Consider the following 16953-nt stretch of genomic DNA (forward strand, 5'->3'; position numbering starts at 1 on the left):
CGTTATAACAAGGCCCGGATATCGCCATGAAGCTCAAGATCACCACCATCGGCAATTCCGCCGGCGTCATCCTGCCCAAGGAACTGCTGGCCCGGCTGCGCGTGGACAAGGGCGACGAGTTGCATGCGCTGGAGACCCCCGACGGCATCCGCCTGACCGTGTACGACCCCAAGCTGGCCGCGCAGATGGAAGTGGCCGAGCGGATCATGCGCGAGGACCGGCAGGTATTGCACAAGCTGGCGCAGTGAGGCCACGGCGATGATCGTCTGGATCGACCGCACCCTGGCCCTGGCCATCCACGACCGCCAGCTGGCCGAGCACGGCGGCGGCACTGGGGTGCGCGACGAGGGCCTGCTCGACTCGGCCCTGGCCCGCCCGCAGCAACGCCATGCCTACGGCGAGCCACCACCGGATCTGGCCGACCTCGCGGCCAGCCTGGCCCATGACCTGGCCCGCAACCATCCGTTCGTGGACGGCAACAAGCGCACCGCGCACGTCGCCTATCGCGTGTTCCTGGCCCTCAACGACGCCGAGCTGGAGGCCAGCGGCAAGGAAAAGTACCTGGCGATGATCGGCCTGGCCGAAGGCAGCCTCGACGAAGCCGCCTTCGCCGAATGGCTGCGCCCCCGGATCAAGTCCACGCACGGCGGCAAGGTGCAGGAAAAGCGCAGCAGCTACCGCCGCTGATTTCCGGCATGCCGCTCACGCCTGCGGCCGCGCCTCCACCTTCGGCTCGGCCACCTCGCGCCCGGCCTCGGCATGGCCGGCCATCTCCGCGCCGGCGTCGCGCGGCAGCCGACGCATCTCCAGCACCGACAGCGCCGAGACCAGGCCGACGCCGAGGAAGGCGAAGGTGAAGTTGACCGGGTCGTCGCCCGGGCGACCGGTGAGCGTGCCGGCCAGGCTCAGGGCGTAGCCGCCGAGGGTCACGCCCAGGGCGAGGGCCACCTGCTGGGCCATCGCCGCCAGGCTGCTGGCCTGGCTCATGCGCGCCTGGTCGATGTCGGCATAGGCGATCGCGTTGATGCTGGTGAACTGCAGCGAGCGCAGCAGGCCGCTGGTCAGCAGCACGCCGACCATCAGCCAGTACGGCGTATCGGCGCGGAACAGCCCGAACAGGCACATCGCCAGCGCCGCCACCAGCCCGTTCCAGACCAGCACCGGGCGGAACCCGACGCGATGCAGGATGGCCGGCGCGGCGAACTTCATCACCAGCGCCCCCGCCGTGGAAGTGAAGGTGACCAGCCCCGACTGCAGCGGGTTGAGGCCGAAGCCCAGCTGCAGCATCAGCGGCAGCAGGAAAGGCGTCGCGCCGATGCCCACCCGGAACAGCGAGCCGCCCAGCACCGCCGCGCGGAACGTGGGGATGCGCAGCAGCGACAGGTCCAGCAGCGGATGCGGATGCACACGGGCATGGCGCACATAGGCCAACAGCACGCCCGCCCCCACCACCACGCAGGCCGCCACCGTGGTGCCCGGCATCAGCCCGCGCCCCACCGCCGACAGGCCGAACATCACCAGCCCCAGCCCGCCAGCCGACAGCGCAAAGCCGCGCACGTCCAGCGGCTTGACCGCCTGCTGCAGCCGCGGGATATGCCGCCACGCCAGCCACATGCCCAGCAGGCCCATCGGCAGGTTGATCAGGAAGATGAAACGCCAGTGCGCGTAGGTGGTGATGGCCCCGCCCAGCACCGGGCCCAGCATCGGCCCGAGCATGGCCGGCACCGTCAGCCAGCTCAGGGCCTTGACCAGCCCGGCCTTGTCGATGGAACGCAGCAGCACCAGCCGCCCCACCGGCACCATCATCGCCCCGCCCATGCCCTGCACGAAGCGCCCGGCCACCAGCTGGCCCAGCCCCTGGCTGGCCGCGCAGCCCAGCGAGCCGAGCAGGAACACCGCGATGGCGCAGACGAAGGTGTTGCGCGCGCCGAAGCGGTCGGCCACCCAGCCGCTGACCGGGATGAACACCGCCAGCGCCAGCAGGTAGGTGGTGATGGCCAGCTTCAGCGCCACCGCCTCCACCCCCAGCTCGGCGGCGATCTGCGGCAGCGAGGTGGAGATGGCCGTGGAATCCATGTTCTCGATGAACAGGGCCGTGGCGACGATGAGCGGGAGCAGGCGTTGCGGGCGCATGGTCAGTGGTAATCGTCCTCGCGCTGGTGGCGCACCGCCAGCACCGTCACCGTCTGCGCGTCCTCCACCTCGAACAGCGCCACGTAGCCGCTGGCGCCGAAGCCGATCACCAGCTCGCGCAGGAACGGATTGCCCGGCATCGCCTTGCGGCAGCTCAGCGGTGCCAGCGCCAGCACGGTGAGCCCATCGGCGATGGCCTGGCGTGCACGCACCGCGGTGGTGGTGTCGCCCCCGGCGCGTTCCAGCAGCCAGTCGTACAGCCGGTGGAGGTCATCGCGCGCTTCCTCCGTGAAGCGGACGCGGTAGCTCATCCCGGCATACGCCCGTCGCGCGCCCGCGCGAGGCGTGCATCGATGCCGGCCAGCACATCGGCCGCATCCACGTACCGCCCGGCGGCCTGCGCCTTGTCCCGCGACGCCAGGCCACGGGCGATGAAGGCCTCCTGCTGCTGCCGCTGCAACACCTGCGCGCGCACCGACTGCTCCACGAAGCTGGACAGCGTTTCGCCTTCCTGCAGCACCGACTCGGCCGCTTCCCGCAGGGCCGGGTCCACGCGCAGCGAAGGCAGGGTCGCGGTTTTCATCGGGACACCTCATGCGTTGCAATTGCAACGCATGATGCCCCCCATGTCCGGGCGGAGCAAGCGCCCGCGGCAGGCCGCTTGCACGCATTGCGAGCCCGGGCCGCCTGCCCGGCGCTGCCATCTCCCATCAGGGCCGTTCGCGGCCGCGCGGTTGCTCCGCGTCCTGTCGCGCATCGCCGGTGTCGGCCGGCGGCAAGGCATGCGCGCCCTGCTTCGCCGGCCGCAGCAGGCTCAGCGCGATGGTCGCGCCGATGGTGGCCACCACCACGCCCAGCGACACGGTGATCGGCACCTTGTACACGTCCACCAGCAGCATCTTGCCGCCAATGAACATCAGCACCAAGGCCAGGCCGTAGGGCAGCAGGTGGAAGCGGTCGGCCATGCCCTGCAGCAGGAAGAACATCGCACGCAGGCCCAGCACCGCGAACACGTTCGAGGTGAGGACGATGAACGGGTCGCTGGTGATGGCGAAGATGGCCGGAATGGAATCGACCGCGAAGATCACGTCGGTGATGCCGATCATCACGATCACGATGAACAGCGGGGTGTACAGCCGCCTGCCCTCGCGCAGCACCGACAGCGCACTGCCTTCGTAACCGCGCGTCATCGGCACGTGCCGGGTGATCCACCGCAGCAGCGGGTTGGTCTCCAGGTCCGGTTCCTTGCCGGCGGCCAGCAGCATCTTGATGCCGGTCAGCAGCAGGAACGCGCCGAACAGGTAGAGGATCCAGTGGAAGCGCGCCAGCAGCATCGCGCCGGCCAGGATCAGGATGGCGCGCAGCACCACCGCGATGATGATGCCGATCACCAGCACGCGCTGGCGCTGCACCTCCGGCACGGCGAAGTAGCCGAAGATCATCAGGAACACGAAGATGTTGTCGATCGCCAGCGACTTCTCGACCAGGTAGCCGGTGAGGAACTCCATGCCGATGCGGCCACCAGCCTCCGGCCCCAGCTGCTGGCCGGTGTACCACCACAGCCACAGGTTGAAGACCAGCGCCAGCGCCACCCAGGCCAGGCTCCAGCCGACGGCCTCGCGGAAGCTCACCCGGTGCGGCCCGCCATGGCGCATCCACACCAGGTCCACCAGCAAGGCCAGGACCACGAGCACCGCAAAAATGCCCCACAGCAGGGGCGTCCCAATCGTTTCCATGCATCACTCCGGTTGTCGGCTGCTTCGCGAGCGGCAGCGGGCATGGTCCGGAGATCCGGAAGGGGTCCACGCTTCGCCGCCATGGGCGAAGGTCTGACTCACAGGCCGCCTGGCCTGCCGCGGCGCCGGGGCCGATGGCCCGTAATGACGACGTCCGCGCGCGGAGCTACTCCCCTTCAGGCGGGCATCGTAGCGGATGGGGGCGCCATGGTGGAACCTGCGAGGGCTGCGTGGCGGGCCGTAGTTAATGGCGGCCCCGCGTGTCGCGTCGTCCAGATGGCGACCTGCGTGGCGTGGGGGGCTTTGACCTGCACGCCAAGGGCGCCCCGTTGGGCGGCACCCGACCGACGCATTACGGCCCAGGCCCGCCACTGATTCAGCGAGGTGAAGCCCGTCCCCACCCCGCCTATACTACCGGGGCGGCATGGGGAAAGTGTGACGCGCATTGGATTTACGTACCGGCCAGCCAAGGGGGCAGTACCGGCGTGATCGTTTACCAGGGCACCAAATCGAAGTTCCTCGAGGACGCGGACAACCGCAACATCGAGGACGTCATCAGCAGCGCCTACCTCAAGCGCACCGGCAAGTACGCACCGCACGCCGAAACCCGCGCCTGGCAGCACTCGCTGACCGAGATGGCGCGGGTGCTGCGCGACAAGGGCATCGACGACGACATCGGCGTGGGCGTGGAGTTCGGTATCCCGCAGACGGCCAAGCGGATCGACTTCGTGCTCACCGGCCACGCCGAGAACGGCACCCCGCATGTGGTGATCGTCGAGCTGAAGCAGTGGTCCACCTCGCGCATCAGTGAGAAGGACGGCATCGTCTGGGCCAACCGCGGCGGCAGCGCGGAGCGTGAAGGCCCGCATCCCAGCTACCAGGCCTGGTCCTACGCGGCGCTGCTCACCGGCTTCAACGAGGCGGTGTACGAGTCCAACACCGCGCTCAAGCCCTGCGCCTACCTGCACAACTACACCGACGACGGCGTGATCCGCCACCCGCACTACGCCGCCTACCTGGACAAGGCACCGGTGTTCCTGCGCGGCGAGGACGAGCTGGCCAAGCTGCGCGCCTTTATCCGCCAGCATGTGCGCACCGGCGACAAGGGCGAGCTGCTGTACGAAATCGAAGCCGGCCGCATCCGCCCGTCGAAGATGCTGGCCGACAGCCTGGCGAAGATGCTCAAGGGCAACCGCGAGTTCGTGCTGGTGGACGACCAGAAGCTGGTCTACGAGACCTGCCTGGCCAAGGCCGCGCAGGCCAGCGATACGCGCAAGCAGGTGGTGATCGTCAAGGGCGGCCCGGGCACCGGCAAGTCGGTGGTGGCGGTGAACCTGCTGGTCGAACTGACCAAGCGCGGCCAGCTGACCAAGTACGTCTCCAAGAACGCCGCCCCCCGCGCGGTCTACAAGCAGAAGCTGGCCGGCCAGCTGCGGCAGGTGGAGATCGGCAACCTGTTCTCCGGCTCCGGCACCTTCCACGAGGGCGACCCCAACGTGTTCGACACGCTGGTGGTGGACGAGGCGCACCGTCTCAACGAGAAGAGCGGCCTGTACGGCAACCTCGGCCAGAACCAGATCATGGAGCTGATCCGCAGCGCCCGCTGCACCGTGTTCTTCGCCGACGACGACCAGATCGTCACCCTGTCCGATATCGGCCGCATCGACGCCCTCACCCAGTGGGCACAGCAGATGGACGCCGAAGTGACGCAGCTGGAGCTGGCCTCGCAGTTCCGCTGCGCCGGCTCGGACGGCTACATCGCCTGGCTGGACAATTTTCTCGGCATCCGCGAAACCGCCAACGCGGACTTCGACCGCGACGCCTTCGACTTCCGCATCGTCGATTCCCCGGTCGAGCTGCACAACCTGATCCGCGAAAAGAACCAGCTCAACAACAAGGCCCGCGTCGTCGCCGGCTACTGCTGGGACTGGAAGAGCAAGAAGAACCCGGACGCCTGGGACATCGAGATCCCCGAGCACGACTACCAGGCGCAGTGGAACCTCGACAAGGACGGCAGCCTCTGGATCATCGCCCCCGACTCGGTCGAACAGGTCGGCTGCATCCACACCTGCCAGGGCCTGGAGCTGGACTACGTCGGCGTGATCATCGGCCCGGACCTGCGCTGGATCGAGGGCAAGCCGACAGTCTTCCCCGAGTCACGCTCGCGGATGGACCGCTCGGTGCGGGGCTGGAAGAAGAAGATGAAGCAGGACCCGGACGCCACTCGCGAACGACTGGAGCTGATCGTGCGGAACACCTACAAAACACTGATGAGCCGGGGAATGAAGGGGTGTTATATCCATCTTTCCCAACAAGACAAGCATCTGTGATAGCCAGACCGGAATAGACATGACCACAAGATCTGTGTTCGGCCCGAATTTCGCTCAGTGGAAAACACTCGACCCAGAGAAAAAAGGCACTGGCGAAACATCAACAGAAGAAATCTCACGCATTGATCAAGCAACTAATGAACTCAAGAGCGCACTGCTGTCATCAATGCAGATGCAGCACGTCGTCGCGCTCGCCGGTAGCGGCACATCACTCGGGAGGATAGGCGGCCCTTCCATGTGGACCCTATGGGACCACTGCGTCAACTCAAACGCAGGAAGCAAAGACGAGCGAGAATTCTCAGAGCAAGCGCTTGATGTCATAAACGAGGTCGGATACAGGATCGACGTGGATGACGAGAACATCGAAGCGCTCCTATCCAGGTGCGACGCCTATCTGCAGGTCAAGGACAGCGAGGATGTATCCGACTTCGTAAGAAGTGCCAGAACAATAATCTTAGATATGTGCTCTTCCTTCCTCCAAGATGCAGAGGACGCTAGGCTCTCCAGTCACCGCTTGTTCCTACACAGACTTTCACGTCGGCGAGCCCGCGACTCTCGAATGAAGCTCTTCACCACTAACTACGACCTTTGCTTCGAGGCCGCCGCAGGAAAGCAAGGACTAGTAGTTATTGACGGGTTTTCTTTCTCTTTTCCGCGCCGCTTCGACCCAAGATTCTTCTCCTATGACATAGTGAGACGCCCCGCCATCGGAGATGAATCCTCGAACCCACTGGAAGGCGTCTTTCATCTATACAAACTTCACGGATCAACGAACTGGGATCGCCAAGAGGATGGCGAAATCATCATGCAGCGCACTACAGCGAATACCGCCTGCCTGATATATCCCGCTAGAGGCAAGTATCAGCAGTCCTATGTGCAACCACACCTTGAGCTAGTCTCCCAGTACCTGAGCGCACTGAGGGAGCCGAACACCTGCCTGATTGTTGCCGGCTTTGGATTTAATGACGACCATCTTTCTGAGCCGATTCTCTCGGCTGCCAGAACCAACCCCCATATGCGGCTGATAGTCGTCGACTCACGTGCGCAAGAGCTGACGAGCGCAGCGACAAATCGATACTGGCGAGAAATTAAGAAGCTGTCACAGCAGGGGAGCGATATATGGCTCATAAACGCAACATTTGAGCAGTTCTCGGAACTCATCCCCGACCTGAAGTCACTTACTCCGGGCGACCGACTTCTTCGTGACATCAAGATGGCAACGGGCACCTAGCCATGTCTCCCTTCGAAAATCTTGGCGGCCTTTTGAGGCCAGAGCTATATATCGGCCAGCTATGTGCGATATCAGCTCAATCCGCATCCCTGAGCCTCACCGCGGCAGGGCGCAATAGCGGCTCACACTACCTTGGCTCTCGATACGGTAACGGAGAGGTCGGGGAGTTCGTACTCATAGAAGGGCAGACTGCTTTAATTCTTGGAAGAATGATCGATGCGCGAACCCCAGATCTAAGGCACTCAGATACTGTCCCGCGCAAAGAGAAAAGCCAGTTCGATGGAATCGGCTCCATTCAGCTTCTGGGTACGGTTGCGATGGACAACCTAAAGATCTCGCCTGGCATCGCTCAGTTCCCAAGACTGGGTGACCGAGTCTATGCGGCACCGCACCCCTTTATCGCGAGCCTTCCCAGGCTCATGGACGCAGAACAGTCCAACGATGTATTCCTTCGACTCGGATCAATTAACGGCGACCCGGAGGGCAATATCGAGATCAAGCCGGAGAAGCTTCTCGGGAGGCATTGCGCCATCTTGGGATCGACCGGCGGCGGCAAGAGCTGGACCACTGCGCGGATCATCGAGGAATGCATCAAGTTCAACTCAAAAATTATCCTTTTGGATGCCACTAGCGAGTACCGCTCAATTGGTGGCGAGTACGTGGCACATCTCCACCTTGGCAGCCCAACGGACAAGGCAGCGAAATCGCTACCGTGCTCGTTGCCCCCGACGTCGTTCATAGAATCAGATTTCATTGCCCTATTTGAGCCATCTGGAAAGGTTCAAGGCCCAAAGTTGCGAGCCGCAATACGAAGCCTTCGTCTAGCAGCTCTAGCTCCGTCAATCTCTTGGAATGGCTTCATTAGAAAGATCGACCAATCGAAATCCAGCGTTCTGACCGAAGAGGCACGACCTGGGGTGTCCGAGCTACTTGACGACCCGAGCCAACCTTTTGATGTGTCCAAGCTCGTAGCCCAGATCGAACAGGAGTGCGTCTACCCTGAAGGCTTTGGCGTCGGCAAAGGAAACAAGGATTCGACGAAATGGGGCAGCGAGTCCGGCGAGTTCTCCTATTGCCTTGCGCTCGTCTCTCGAATCAACGGTGTACTCACCTCGCCAGCTTTTGAATGCGTATTTCGATCCACTGAGAAGTCTCTCACCGCCTACATAGATGCATTCATGAAGAGCAAGAAACGCCTCCTTCGCATATGTGTTGGGGGTGTTTCCTTCGAGTACAACGCGAGGGAGATCATTTCGAACGTAATAGGCAGACACCTGTTACGCATGGCCCGTTCCGGCTCATTTAGACAGAAGCCACTGATCGCAGTTGTTGACGAAGCTCATAATTTCCTTGGGCGCCACATCGGAAATGACGACACCATCGCAAAGCTCGACGCTTTCGAGATCATCGCCAAGGAAGGGCGTAAATATGGCCTGACAATCTGTCTATCCACCCAACGCCCTCGAGATATTACCGAGGGCGTCCTTAGTCAAATGGGAACCCTAGTAGTCCATCGACTTACAAATGATCGCGATCGCGATGTTGTTGAGCGCGCCTGCGGTGAGATTGACCGCTCTGCGTCGTCGTTCCTACCAAATCTGAAACCAGGTGAAGCAGCAATCATCGGAGCTGACTTTCCAATTCCGCTGACAGTTCAGATCGAAGCACCTACCGTGAAGCCGCATTCGGACGGGCCGAACTACCAAGCAAACTGGCAAATTGGAAAATAAGCCAACCACTCTCCAACGATCTCGCAAGAAAAAGCCCCGCATTCGCGGGGCTTTCAGTCTTACTGTTCCGTTAGGATCAAGCAAACGGATCCTGCAACACCATCGTGTGATCACGATCCGGGCCGGTGGAGACGATGGAGATCGGGCACCCCGCCAGCTCCTCCAGCGCGCGCAGGTAGGCGCGGGCGGCCGGGGGCAGCTTGTCCCACTCGGTGACGCCGTGGGTGTTCTCGCTCCAGCCGGGGAACTCCAGGTAGACCGGGGTGATCTCGTCCCAGCCCTGGGCGTCCAGCGGGGCGTACTCGGTGCGCTTGCCGCGGTACTCGTAGGCGATGCAGACCTTGAGCTTCTCCATGCCGTCGAGCACGTCGAGCTTGGTGATGCACAGGCCGGAGATGCCGTTGATGGCCACGCCGCGCTTGAGGGCGACGATGTCCATCCAGCCGCAGCGGCGCGGGCGGCCGGTGGAGGCGCCGTACTCGGCGCCGCGGTCGCGGATGCCCTGGCCGATCTCGTCGTCCAGCTCGGTTGGGAACGGGCCGCCGCCGACGCGGGTGGCGTAGGCCTTGGCGATGCCGAGCACGTAGTCGATCGCGTCCGCGCCCACGCCGGTACCGGCCAGCGCGCCGCCGACGGTGGTGTTGGAGCTGGTGACGTACGGGTAGGTGCCGTGGTCGATGTCGAGCAGGGCGCCCTGCGCGCCTTCAAACAGGATGCGCTTGCCCTGCTTGCGCAGGTCGTGGCAGATGCCGGCCACGTCGGACTTCATCGGCTGCACGTACTCGCCGAAGGCCAGCGCCTCGTCGTAGGTCTTCTGGTAGTCCACCGCCTCCACGCCCAGGTACTGGGTGAGCACGAAGTTGTGGTAGTCCAGCGCGGCCTTGAGCTTCTCGGCCAGCTGGTCGGGATAATGCAGGTCGGCGATGCGGATGCCGCGGCGGGCGACCTTGTCCTCGTACGCCGGGCCGATGCCGCGGCCGGTGGTGCCGATGGCGCCCTTGCCGGCGGCCTTCTCGCGGGCCTGATCCAGGGCGATGTGGTACGGCATGATCAGCGGGGCGGCCGGGCTGATCTTCAGGCGGCTGCGCACTTCCACGCCGGCCGCTTCCAGCTCGCCGATCTCCTTGATCAGGGCGGCTGGAGAAATAACGACACCATTGCCGATCAGGCACAGCGCGTCGTCGCGCAGGATGCCGGACGGGATCAGGTGCAGGACGGTCTTCTTGCCGTTGATGACCAGGGTGTGGCCGGCGTTGTGGCCGCCCTGGAAGCGCACGACGGCGCCGATCTCCTCGGTGAGCAGGTCGACGATCTTGCCCTTGCCTTCATCGCCCCACTGGGCGCCGATCACGACAACAGACTGACCCATGACGGGTGACTCCTCTTCATCTGCGGCCATCGGGGCCGCGGGGTTGGGGCCGTAGCTGGATCGCCGTCCTGCCCTGGCGAAACGCCATCGGGGCGCTTCGGGCATCGCGGGAGTCCAGACACGGAAAAAGCCGGGCGGGTGGGCTCCCAAGAGAGCGGCCCCGACCGGCTTTTGCGGATTATCCGGGTTTTGGATGGCCGCGGCCACCCGCAGCATGAACGCCCCCGTCGTCCCGGCGAACGCCGGGACCCAGTGCCTTAGGCGCTCGACGGAAGGGCAGAAGTAGCCGGACGACGGGTCAGTCGGCGGTATGGACCGGCTGGCCGTCGACCCAGGTGGCGCGGACCTCGAGGTCGCCCAGCTCGGCGGCCGGGACGGCCAGTGGGTCGCGGTCCAGGACCACGAAGTCGGCGCGCAGGCCCGGGGCCAGGCGCCCGACCCGGGCCTCGTCGTGGCCGGCGCGGGCGGCATCGACGGTGAAGCCGCGCAGGGCCTCGGCGGCGGTAAGCCGCTGGCCGGGCAGCCAGCCGCCCGGCGGCTGCCCGGCGCGGTCCTGGCGGGTGACGGCGGCATGCAGGCCCAGCCGCGGGTCGACCTGTTCGACCGGGAAGTCCGAGCCCAGGGCCAGGGTCACGCCCAGGTCGAGGAAGCGGCGCCAGGCGTAGGCGCCGGCCAGGCGGTCGTGGCCGAGGCGGGCTTCGGCCCAGGGCATGTCCGAGGTGGCGTGGGTCGGCTGCATCGAGGCGACCAGGCGCAGGCGGGCGAAGCGCGGGATGTCCTCCGGCGCGACCACCTGGGCGTGCTCGACCCGCCAGCGGTGGTCCGGCGGCGCGCCCTGCCCGGCCAAGGCGTGCTCGTAGGTGTCGAGCACGATCCGGTTGCCGCGGTCGCCGATGGCGTGGGTGGCCACCTGCACGCCGCAGTCGCGGGCCTTGACCACGGCGGCGCCGAACGCGGCCGGGTCGGTGACCAGCAGGCCGCGGTTGCCGGGCTCGTCGCTGTAGTCGGCCAGCAGGGCGGCGCCGCGGCTGCCGAGGGCGCCGTCCATGAACAGCTTCACGCCCCTCATTTCCAGGCGTCCGGCGGGGTGGCGGTAGAGGCCGTGCTCGCACAGGTCGGCCAGCGCCTCGCGGTCGCCGTCGGCATAGGCGTCGATCCGCAAAGGCAGGCGGCCTTCATCGGCGAAGCGGCGCATCAGCGCCAGGTCCTCGCGCGAGACGCCCATGTCGTGCACGCCGGTCAGGCCGTTGGCCACCGCCGCGGCCAGCGCGCGCGACAGCGCTTCAGCGCGGTAGGCCTCGCTGCGCGCGGGCATGGCGCGCTCGACCAGGCGCATGGCCGCATCGACGAACACGCCGGTGGGCCGCCCGCCCTCGCGGACGATGCGGCCGCCGTCGGGCTGCCAGTCGCCTTCGAGCGCGCGGGCGCCTTCGGCCGTGGCGGCGGCGCGCAGGGCGGCGCTGTTGGCCCAGCCGGCGTGGCCGTCGATCCGGAGCAGCCACACCGGGCGATCGGGGAAGGCGGCATCGAGGTCGGCGGCGGTCGGGAAGGTCTGTTCCGGCCAGCGGTTCTGGTCCCAGCCCCAGCCCTCGATCCAGGCGCCTTCCGGCGCGCTGGCGGCGAACACGCGCAGGCGCTGCAGGACCTCGTCCTTGCTGGCCGCGCCGGACAGGTCGGCGCGCAGCAGGGCGTAGCCCAGCTCCATCAGGTGGGCATGGGCGTCGATCAGGCCGGGGACGACGGTGGCGTCGCCGGCATCGACGTGGCGCGCGACGGGATAGCGGGCGCGCAGTTGCTTCGCTTCACCGGTGGCGAGGATCCGGCCCTGCGCGTCCCAGGCGATGGCGGTGACCTGCGGCTGCGCGGGGTCTTCGGTGTGGATGCGGCGCGCGGTGAGGACGGCGGCGGCTTCGGGTTCAGTAGCACCGGGCGCGGCGGCGGTGTCGGTGGCTGCGTGCGCATCGAGGACGATGCAGGCAGCCGCAAGCAGGGAGAGAGCGAAGAAGGCGCGGGCGCGCATTGGCGGCTCCGGTCGGCGGCAGGCTGCGACTATGCCGGCGCGATGCGGGGGTGGGCAATTCCCGGATGCGGGATGAGGAGCAGATACGGCATCGCGCAACGTTCACTTGTAGGAGCCGGTCTTGCCGGCGACCGCCATGGCTGACGGATCGCTGGCAGGCGGTTTCAGATGGCGGTCGCCGGCGCTCTTCCACGGACGAATGTCCGGTCTCCCGGCTCCTACATGGTGGAAGCGAGGCCGTGGAGGTAGCTGGGTCAAGCGACCAACTCGGCCTCCAGCGAGATCGGCACCGCCGACAACGCCTTGGATACCGGGCAGTTCTGCTTGGCGTCGTCGGCGATGGCGCGGAACTGCTTCTCGTCGATGCCCGGAATCTGTGCCTTCAGCTTCAGCCTGATGTGCGACAGGCTGGGGCCGCCTTCCAAAGACAGGTCGACCTCGGCGCGGGTATCCAGCGATGTCGGGGTGAAGCCGGCCTCGCCGAGCTTGGCCGACAACGCCATGGTGAAGCAGCCGGCATGCGCGGCGGCGATCAGCTCCTCCGGGTTGGTGCCCTTGAGGTCGCCGAAGCGGCTGTTGAAGCCGTACGGCGTGTCGGCGAGCAGGCCGCTCTGCGGCGTATCGAGCTTGCCCTTGCCGCTCTTGAGGTCGCCTTCCCAGTGCGCGGTGGCGTGGCGGGAGATGCCCATGTCGGTTCCTTGTCCGGTTGAAAGGGACGGCCAGCCTAGCGGTGCGGCCGTTAGCGCCCTGTGGGAGCCGGCCGGCCCCTTGTGCAGCGCAGCGCGACAGCCGTCGCGGGACGGGCCTAAGGTGGTCGTCCGCCATGACCGCCCGCCGGGTTCCACACCCTGGGGAGGGTCGCCCGGCCCGGACAGCCATGACGGCCCTTCAGTACCCATCTCGGGAGGAATGGCCTCATGCCCTACGCTACCCACGACATCCGCAATGTGGCCCTTGCGGGCCACCCCGGCGCCGGCAAAACCACCCTGTTCGAAGCCCTGCTGCATGCCGGCGGCGCCCTGACCACGGCAGGCAGCGTCGAACGCGGCACCACCGTGTCCGACTTCGATCCGATGGAGAAGGCCCGCGGCCACTCCATGGACATCGCGATCGCCAGCATCGACCACGCGCCCGAAGGCCAGGGACAGGCCTACCACCTCAACTTCATCGACACCCCCGGCTATCCCGAATTCCGCGGCCCTGCCCTCTCGGCGCTGGCGGCGGTGGAAACGGCGGTGATCGTGGTCGATGCTGACACCGGGGTGGAACACGGCACCCTGCGGCTGATGGAACGGGCCAAGGAACGCGGCCTGTGCCGGGCGATCGTGGTCAACAAGATCGACCACGAGCACGCCGACTGCCCGCAGGTGATGGACCAGCTGCGCCAGGCTTTCGGCCCGGGCGTGCTGCCGCTGAACCTGCCCGCCGACTGGGGCACCCGGGTGGTCGACTGCTTCGGCAACGACGCCGGCGACTCGGACCTGGGCCCGGTCGCGTCCTGGCACCAGCGCATCCTCGACCAGGTGGTGGAAGCCGAGCCGGCGGCGATGGAGCGCTACCTGGAGCACGGCGAGGCCGGGCTGTCGGCGCAGGAGCTGCACGACGCGTTCGAGAAGGCCCTGCGCGAGGGCCACCTGCTGCCGGTGTGCTTCGTCTCCGCGCGCAGCGGCGTGGGCGTGGCCGAGCTGCTGGCGGTGGCCGAGCGGCTGTTCCCCGACCCCACCGAAGCCAACCCGCCGCCCCTGCTCAAGCGCAACGGCCATGGCGACGAGCCGCTGCTGCTGGACGCGGACACCGGCGGCAGCGTGATCGCCGACGTGTTCAAGATCGTCAACGACCCCTTCGTCGGCAAGCTGGGCGTGTTCCGGGTCTACCAGGGCACGGTGCGGCGCGACACCCAGCTGTTCGTGGACGAGGGCAAGCGCGCGTTCAAGGTCGGGCACCTGTTCAAGCTGCGCGGGCGCGAGCACGCCGAGATCGAGGAGGCCATCCCCGGCGACATCGCCGCGGTGGCCAAGATCGACGAGGTCCACGTCGACGCGGTCCTGCACGAGAGCCGCGAGGACGACGGCGTGCGCCTGGAGCCGATCGCCCTGCCGCGGCCGATGTTCGGCCTGGCGGTGCAGGCGGCCAGCCGCGGCCAGGAACAGAAGCTGGCGCAGGCTTTGCAGAAGCTGGCCGAGGAGGACCCGGCGTTCGCGGTCGAGCACAACGCCGAGCTCAACGAGACCGTGATCCGCGGCCTGTCCGAGCTGCACCTGCGGGTGATGCTGGAACGGCTCAAGGCCCGCTTCGGCGTGGAGGTCAGCGCGCGGCCGCCGCGGATCGCCTATCGCGAGACCATCTCGGTGCCGGCCGAGGGCCACTACCGGCACAAGAAGCAGACCGGCGGCGCCGGCCAGTTCGGCGAGGTGTTCCTGCGGGTGGAACCCTTGCCGCGCGGGGCGGGCTTCGAGTTCGTCGATGCGGTCAAGGGCGGCACCATCCCCGGCCAGTTCATGCCGGCGGTGGAGAAGGGCGTACGCCAGGCGATGCAGGCCGGCGCGGTGTCCGGGCACCCGCTGCAGGACCTGCGCACGGTGGTCCACGACGGCAAGCACCACGCGGTGGACAGCAAGGAGGTCGCGTTCGTCACCGCCGGGCGCAAGGCCTTCCTCGACGCGGTGTCCAGGGCCCGGCCGCAGGTACTGGAGCCAATCGTCGACCTGGAGGTGGCGGCCCCGGACGCGCAGCTGGGCGACGTCACCGGCAGCCTGTCGGCGCGACGCGCGCGCATCACCGGCACCTCGGGCAGCGGCGACGGCGGCCGCGCCGAGACCGTGGTCCACGCCCAGGTGCCCTTGTCGGAACTTGAGGGCTTCGCCGCCGAGCTGAAATCGCTCACCGCCGGCCGCGGCCGCTACGCCCTGGAGTTCAGCCACTACGAGGCGGTGCCGCCGGCGATGCAGCAGAAGCTGGCGGCGGCGTGGAAGCCGAAGCAGGAAGAGGACTAGAACGCCGGACTACGGCGCGGAGTGGACGACCGCCGGGAACCGCAGGCGCAGGGTGGTGCCCTGCCCCGGCGCGCTGTCCACCTCGATGCCGCCGCCGGCTTCGGTCACCAGATCGCGCACCACCGACAGGCCGAGCCCGGTGCCCTGCCCCGCCGGCCGGGTAGTGAAGAACGGCTCGAAGATCCGCGCCTGTACTTCCGCCGGCATGCCATGCCCGCTATCGGCCATCTCCAGGCGGGCGCCGCCATCCTCCGCGGCGGAGAGGACCAGGTCGAAGCGCCCGCCGTCCGGCATGGCCTGCGCGGCATTGGCGGCGACGTTGAGCACGATCAGCTCCAACTGGCCGCGATCGAACCGCACCGGCAGCGGCGCCTCCGGCACCTGCACCTGCAGCCGCACCTGCGGCCCGAACAGCTGCTTCAGCATCGGCACGGTCCCAGTGATCGCCTCGCCGGCATCGAACACCTGCATGTCGGCGGTTTCCATGCGGCTGAAGTTCAGCAACTTGCGGCTGACCGCATCGGCGCGCCGTGCGGCCGCTTCCACGCATTCGAAGGCCTCGACCACGGCCGCATCGCCGGCGAGCCGGCGCCCACGGCGGGCATGCCCCAGCACCAGGGTGAGCAGGTGGTTGAAGTCGTGCGCCAGGCCGGTGGCGAGCCGGCCGGCGGCCTCGACCTTCTGCGCCTGCACCAGCTGGTCCTGGACCCGCTCGCGCCGCCTCATCTCTTCCTGCAGCTGCCGGTTGCTGGCCGCCAGGGCGTCCCCACGCTCCGTGGCCAGGCGCAGGCTCTCGCGCAGCGCGGTCACGCTGCGGTCGATGACCACCGCCACGAACAGGAAGACCAACGCCTGCACGACGCCACCCACTGCCAGATCGCCGGCGCCGAACTTCTCGTGGCCGCGACCGATATCCACCGCGGTGCCGACGACGAAGGCGGCCACCAGCCAGGCATACATCAGCCACAAGGCACGGCGCCCCAGCAGCAGGCCGGCCATCACCAGCCATACGGCCAGCAGGGGCAACTCGTGGCGGCCCCCATCCAGGCCGCCGGCAAGGTTCGAGGCCATCACCGCCAGCGCCAGGGCCCCGAGCAGCAGCGACACCGGCAGGCGGAACCGGCCGCGCCGGACCAGCCACCAGGCGAACAGCGCCAGGCCCGACAGCGACATGCTGCTGGCCAGCGCCACGTGTTCGCCCGGCTGCAGCGCCAGCGGCACGGCCAGCAGGCGGTAGCCCCACAACAGGGGTGGGAACAGGCCCAGCAGGGCCAGCACCACCTGCACCATCGGCGCGTTGCGCCGGTCCACCGGATCGGCGATTGGCACATCAGCCAGCCAGCGGGCCGGTGCGCGCCACGGGCTGCGGCGCGGCGTCGGCGCGGATTCGGGCGAAGGGAGGTCGGACATC

The 16953-nt window shown here is 67.1% G+C and carries 13 protein-coding genes and 1 pseudogene; 6 read left to right on the forward strand and 8 right to left on the reverse strand.

Annotation, left to right across the window (positions count from 1 at the left end; translation table 11 throughout):
• The first annotated feature begins 26 nt into the window (after nucleotides 1–26).
• Together CSC62_RS10995 and CSC62_RS11000 are read left to right on the forward strand one after the other, a co-directional pair.
• Complete coding sequence (locus CSC62_RS10995) at nucleotides 27–248, forward strand: AbrB/MazE/SpoVT family DNA-binding domain-containing protein (protein WP_162406244.1); 222 nt, start codon at nucleotides 27–29, stop codon at nucleotides 246–248.
• A 10-nt stretch (nucleotides 249–258) separates the two neighbouring features.
• Nucleotides 259–687 carry a type II toxin-antitoxin system death-on-curing family toxin gene (locus tag CSC62_RS11000; RefSeq protein ID WP_162406246.1) on the forward strand — a complete coding sequence of 143 codons (429 nt, stop codon included), beginning with the start codon at nucleotides 259–261 and terminating at the stop codon, nucleotides 685–687.
• A gap of 15 nt (nucleotides 688–702) precedes the next feature.
• Here CSC62_RS11000 and CSC62_RS11005 read toward each other — a convergent pair whose 3' ends face one another.
• The 4 genes and pseudogenes from CSC62_RS11005 to CSC62_RS11020 all read right to left on the reverse strand — a co-directional run.
• Complete coding sequence (locus tag CSC62_RS11005; protein ID WP_162406248.1) at nucleotides 703–2133, reverse strand: MFS transporter; 1431 nt, start codon at nucleotides 2131–2133, stop codon at nucleotides 703–705.
• A 2-nt stretch (nucleotides 2134–2135) separates the two neighbouring features.
• Nucleotides 2136–2444, reverse strand: a complete 309-nt coding sequence (locus tag CSC62_RS11010) for a type II toxin-antitoxin system RelE/ParE family toxin (protein ID WP_162406250.1) — start codon at nucleotides 2442–2444, stop codon at nucleotides 2136–2138.
• Nucleotides 2441–2716: a YlcI/YnfO family protein gene (locus tag CSC62_RS11015; protein ID WP_162406252.1), complete on the reverse strand. Its 276-nt coding sequence runs from the start codon at nucleotides 2714–2716 to the stop codon at nucleotides 2441–2443. Before CSC62_RS11015 ends, CSC62_RS11010 begins: the two co-directional genes overlap by 4 nt.
• Before the next feature lie 199 nt (nucleotides 2717–2915).
• Nucleotides 2916–3869: pseudogene (locus CSC62_RS11020) on the reverse strand (TerC family protein); the annotation flags it as partial.
• A gap of 485 nt (nucleotides 3870–4354) precedes the next feature.
• Between CSC62_RS11020 and CSC62_RS11025 the strand changes: the two are divergent.
• Genes CSC62_RS11025 through CSC62_RS11035 form a run of 3 tightly spaced genes read left to right on the forward strand, consistent with a single transcriptional unit; the run spans nucleotide 4355 to nucleotide 9160 of the window.
• A complete protein-coding gene (locus CSC62_RS11025) occupies nucleotides 4355–6199 on the forward strand; it encodes a DNA/RNA helicase domain-containing protein (protein ID WP_162406256.1) in 1845 nt (614 codons plus the stop codon).
• Between the two features lie 19 nt (nucleotides 6200–6218).
• Nucleotides 6219–7430, forward strand: a complete 1212-nt coding sequence (locus tag CSC62_RS11030; protein ID WP_162406258.1) for an SIR2 family protein — start codon at nucleotides 6219–6221, stop codon at nucleotides 7428–7430.
• Between the two features lie 2 nt (nucleotides 7431–7432).
• On the forward strand, nucleotides 7433–9160 hold the full coding sequence (locus CSC62_RS11035) for an ATP-binding protein (protein WP_162406260.1): 1728 nt from the start codon (nucleotides 7433–7435) through the stop codon (nucleotides 9158–9160).
• A 76-nt stretch (nucleotides 9161–9236) separates the two neighbouring features.
• Here the strand turns inward: CSC62_RS11035 and CSC62_RS11040 are convergent, their stop codons facing one another.
• The 3 genes from CSC62_RS11040 to CSC62_RS11050 all read right to left on the reverse strand — a co-directional run bounded on the left by CSC62_RS11040 (nucleotide 9237) and on the right by CSC62_RS11050 (nucleotide 13238).
• Nucleotides 9237–10529, reverse strand: coding sequence for an adenylosuccinate synthase (locus tag CSC62_RS11040; RefSeq protein WP_162406262.1), 1293 nt, complete (start codon nucleotides 10527–10529; stop codon nucleotides 9237–9239).
• Between the two features lie 298 nt (nucleotides 10530–10827).
• Entirely contained in the window at nucleotides 10828–12549 is a 1722-nt protein-coding gene (locus tag CSC62_RS11045; RefSeq protein ID WP_162406264.1) for an amidohydrolase, read from the reverse strand.
• Between the two features lie 254 nt (nucleotides 12550–12803).
• Nucleotides 12804–13238 carry an OsmC family protein gene (locus CSC62_RS11050; RefSeq protein WP_162406266.1) on the reverse strand — a complete coding sequence of 145 codons (435 nt, stop codon included), beginning with the start codon at nucleotides 13236–13238 and terminating at the stop codon, nucleotides 12804–12806.
• Between the two features lie 228 nt (nucleotides 13239–13466).
• Here CSC62_RS11050 and fusA point away from each other — a divergent pair, with 228 nt between their 5' ends.
• Nucleotides 13467–15542 carry an elongation factor G gene (gene fusA / locus CSC62_RS11055; protein WP_162406268.1) on the forward strand — a complete coding sequence of 692 codons (2076 nt, stop codon included), beginning with the start codon at nucleotides 13467–13469 and terminating at the stop codon, nucleotides 15540–15542.
• Between the two features lie 9 nt (nucleotides 15543–15551).
• Here fusA and CSC62_RS11060 read toward each other — a convergent pair whose 3' ends face one another.
• On the reverse strand, nucleotides 15552–16952 hold the full coding sequence (locus tag CSC62_RS11060; RefSeq protein ID WP_162406270.1) for a sensor histidine kinase: 1401 nt from the start codon (nucleotides 16950–16952) through the stop codon (nucleotides 15552–15554).
• Nucleotide 16953: the final 1 nt, after the last annotated feature.

Origin of the sequence: Pseudoxanthomonas jiangsuensis (genome assembly GCF_010093185.1) — a bacterium.
Lineage (GTDB): Bacteria > Pseudomonadota > Gammaproteobacteria > Xanthomonadales > Xanthomonadaceae > Pseudoxanthomonas > Pseudoxanthomonas jiangsuensis.

Coding starts and splice junctions, on each gene's coding strand:
- fusA (WP_162406268.1), top strand. CDS start 13,467: ATGCCCTACGCTACCCACGACATCCGCAATGTGGCCCTTGCGGGCCAC.
- CSC62_RS11035 (WP_162406260.1), top strand. CDS start 7,433: ATGTCTCCCTTCGAAAATCTTGGCGGCCTTTTGAGGCCAGAGCTATAT.
- CSC62_RS11060 (WP_162406270.1), bottom strand. CDS start 16,952: ATGTCCGACCTCCCTTCGCCCGAATCCGCGCCGACGCCGCGCCGCAGC.
- CSC62_RS11000 (WP_162406246.1), top strand. CDS start 259: ATGATCGTCTGGATCGACCGCACCCTGGCCCTGGCCATCCACGACCGC.
- CSC62_RS11005 (WP_162406248.1), bottom strand. CDS start 2,133: ATGCGCCCGCAACGCCTGCTCCCGCTCATCGTCGCCACGGCCCTGTTC.
- CSC62_RS11015 (WP_162406252.1), bottom strand. CDS start 2,716: ATGAAAACCGCGACCCTGCCTTCGCTGCGCGTGGACCCGGCCCTGCGG.
- CSC62_RS11050 (WP_162406266.1), bottom strand. CDS start 13,238: ATGGGCATCTCCCGCCACGCCACCGCGCACTGGGAAGGCGACCTCAAG.
- CSC62_RS11045 (WP_162406264.1), bottom strand. CDS start 12,549: ATGCGCGCCCGCGCCTTCTTCGCTCTCTCCCTGCTTGCGGCTGCCTGC.
- CSC62_RS11040 (WP_162406262.1), bottom strand. CDS start 10,529: ATGGGTCAGTCTGTTGTCGTGATCGGCGCCCAGTGGGGCGATGAAGGC.
- CSC62_RS10995 (WP_162406244.1), top strand. CDS start 27: ATGAAGCTCAAGATCACCACCATCGGCAATTCCGCCGGCGTCATCCTG.
- CSC62_RS11030 (WP_162406258.1), top strand. CDS start 6,219: ATGACCACAAGATCTGTGTTCGGCCCGAATTTCGCTCAGTGGAAAACA.
- CSC62_RS11010 (WP_162406250.1), bottom strand. CDS start 2,444: ATGAGCTACCGCGTCCGCTTCACGGAGGAAGCGCGCGATGACCTCCAC.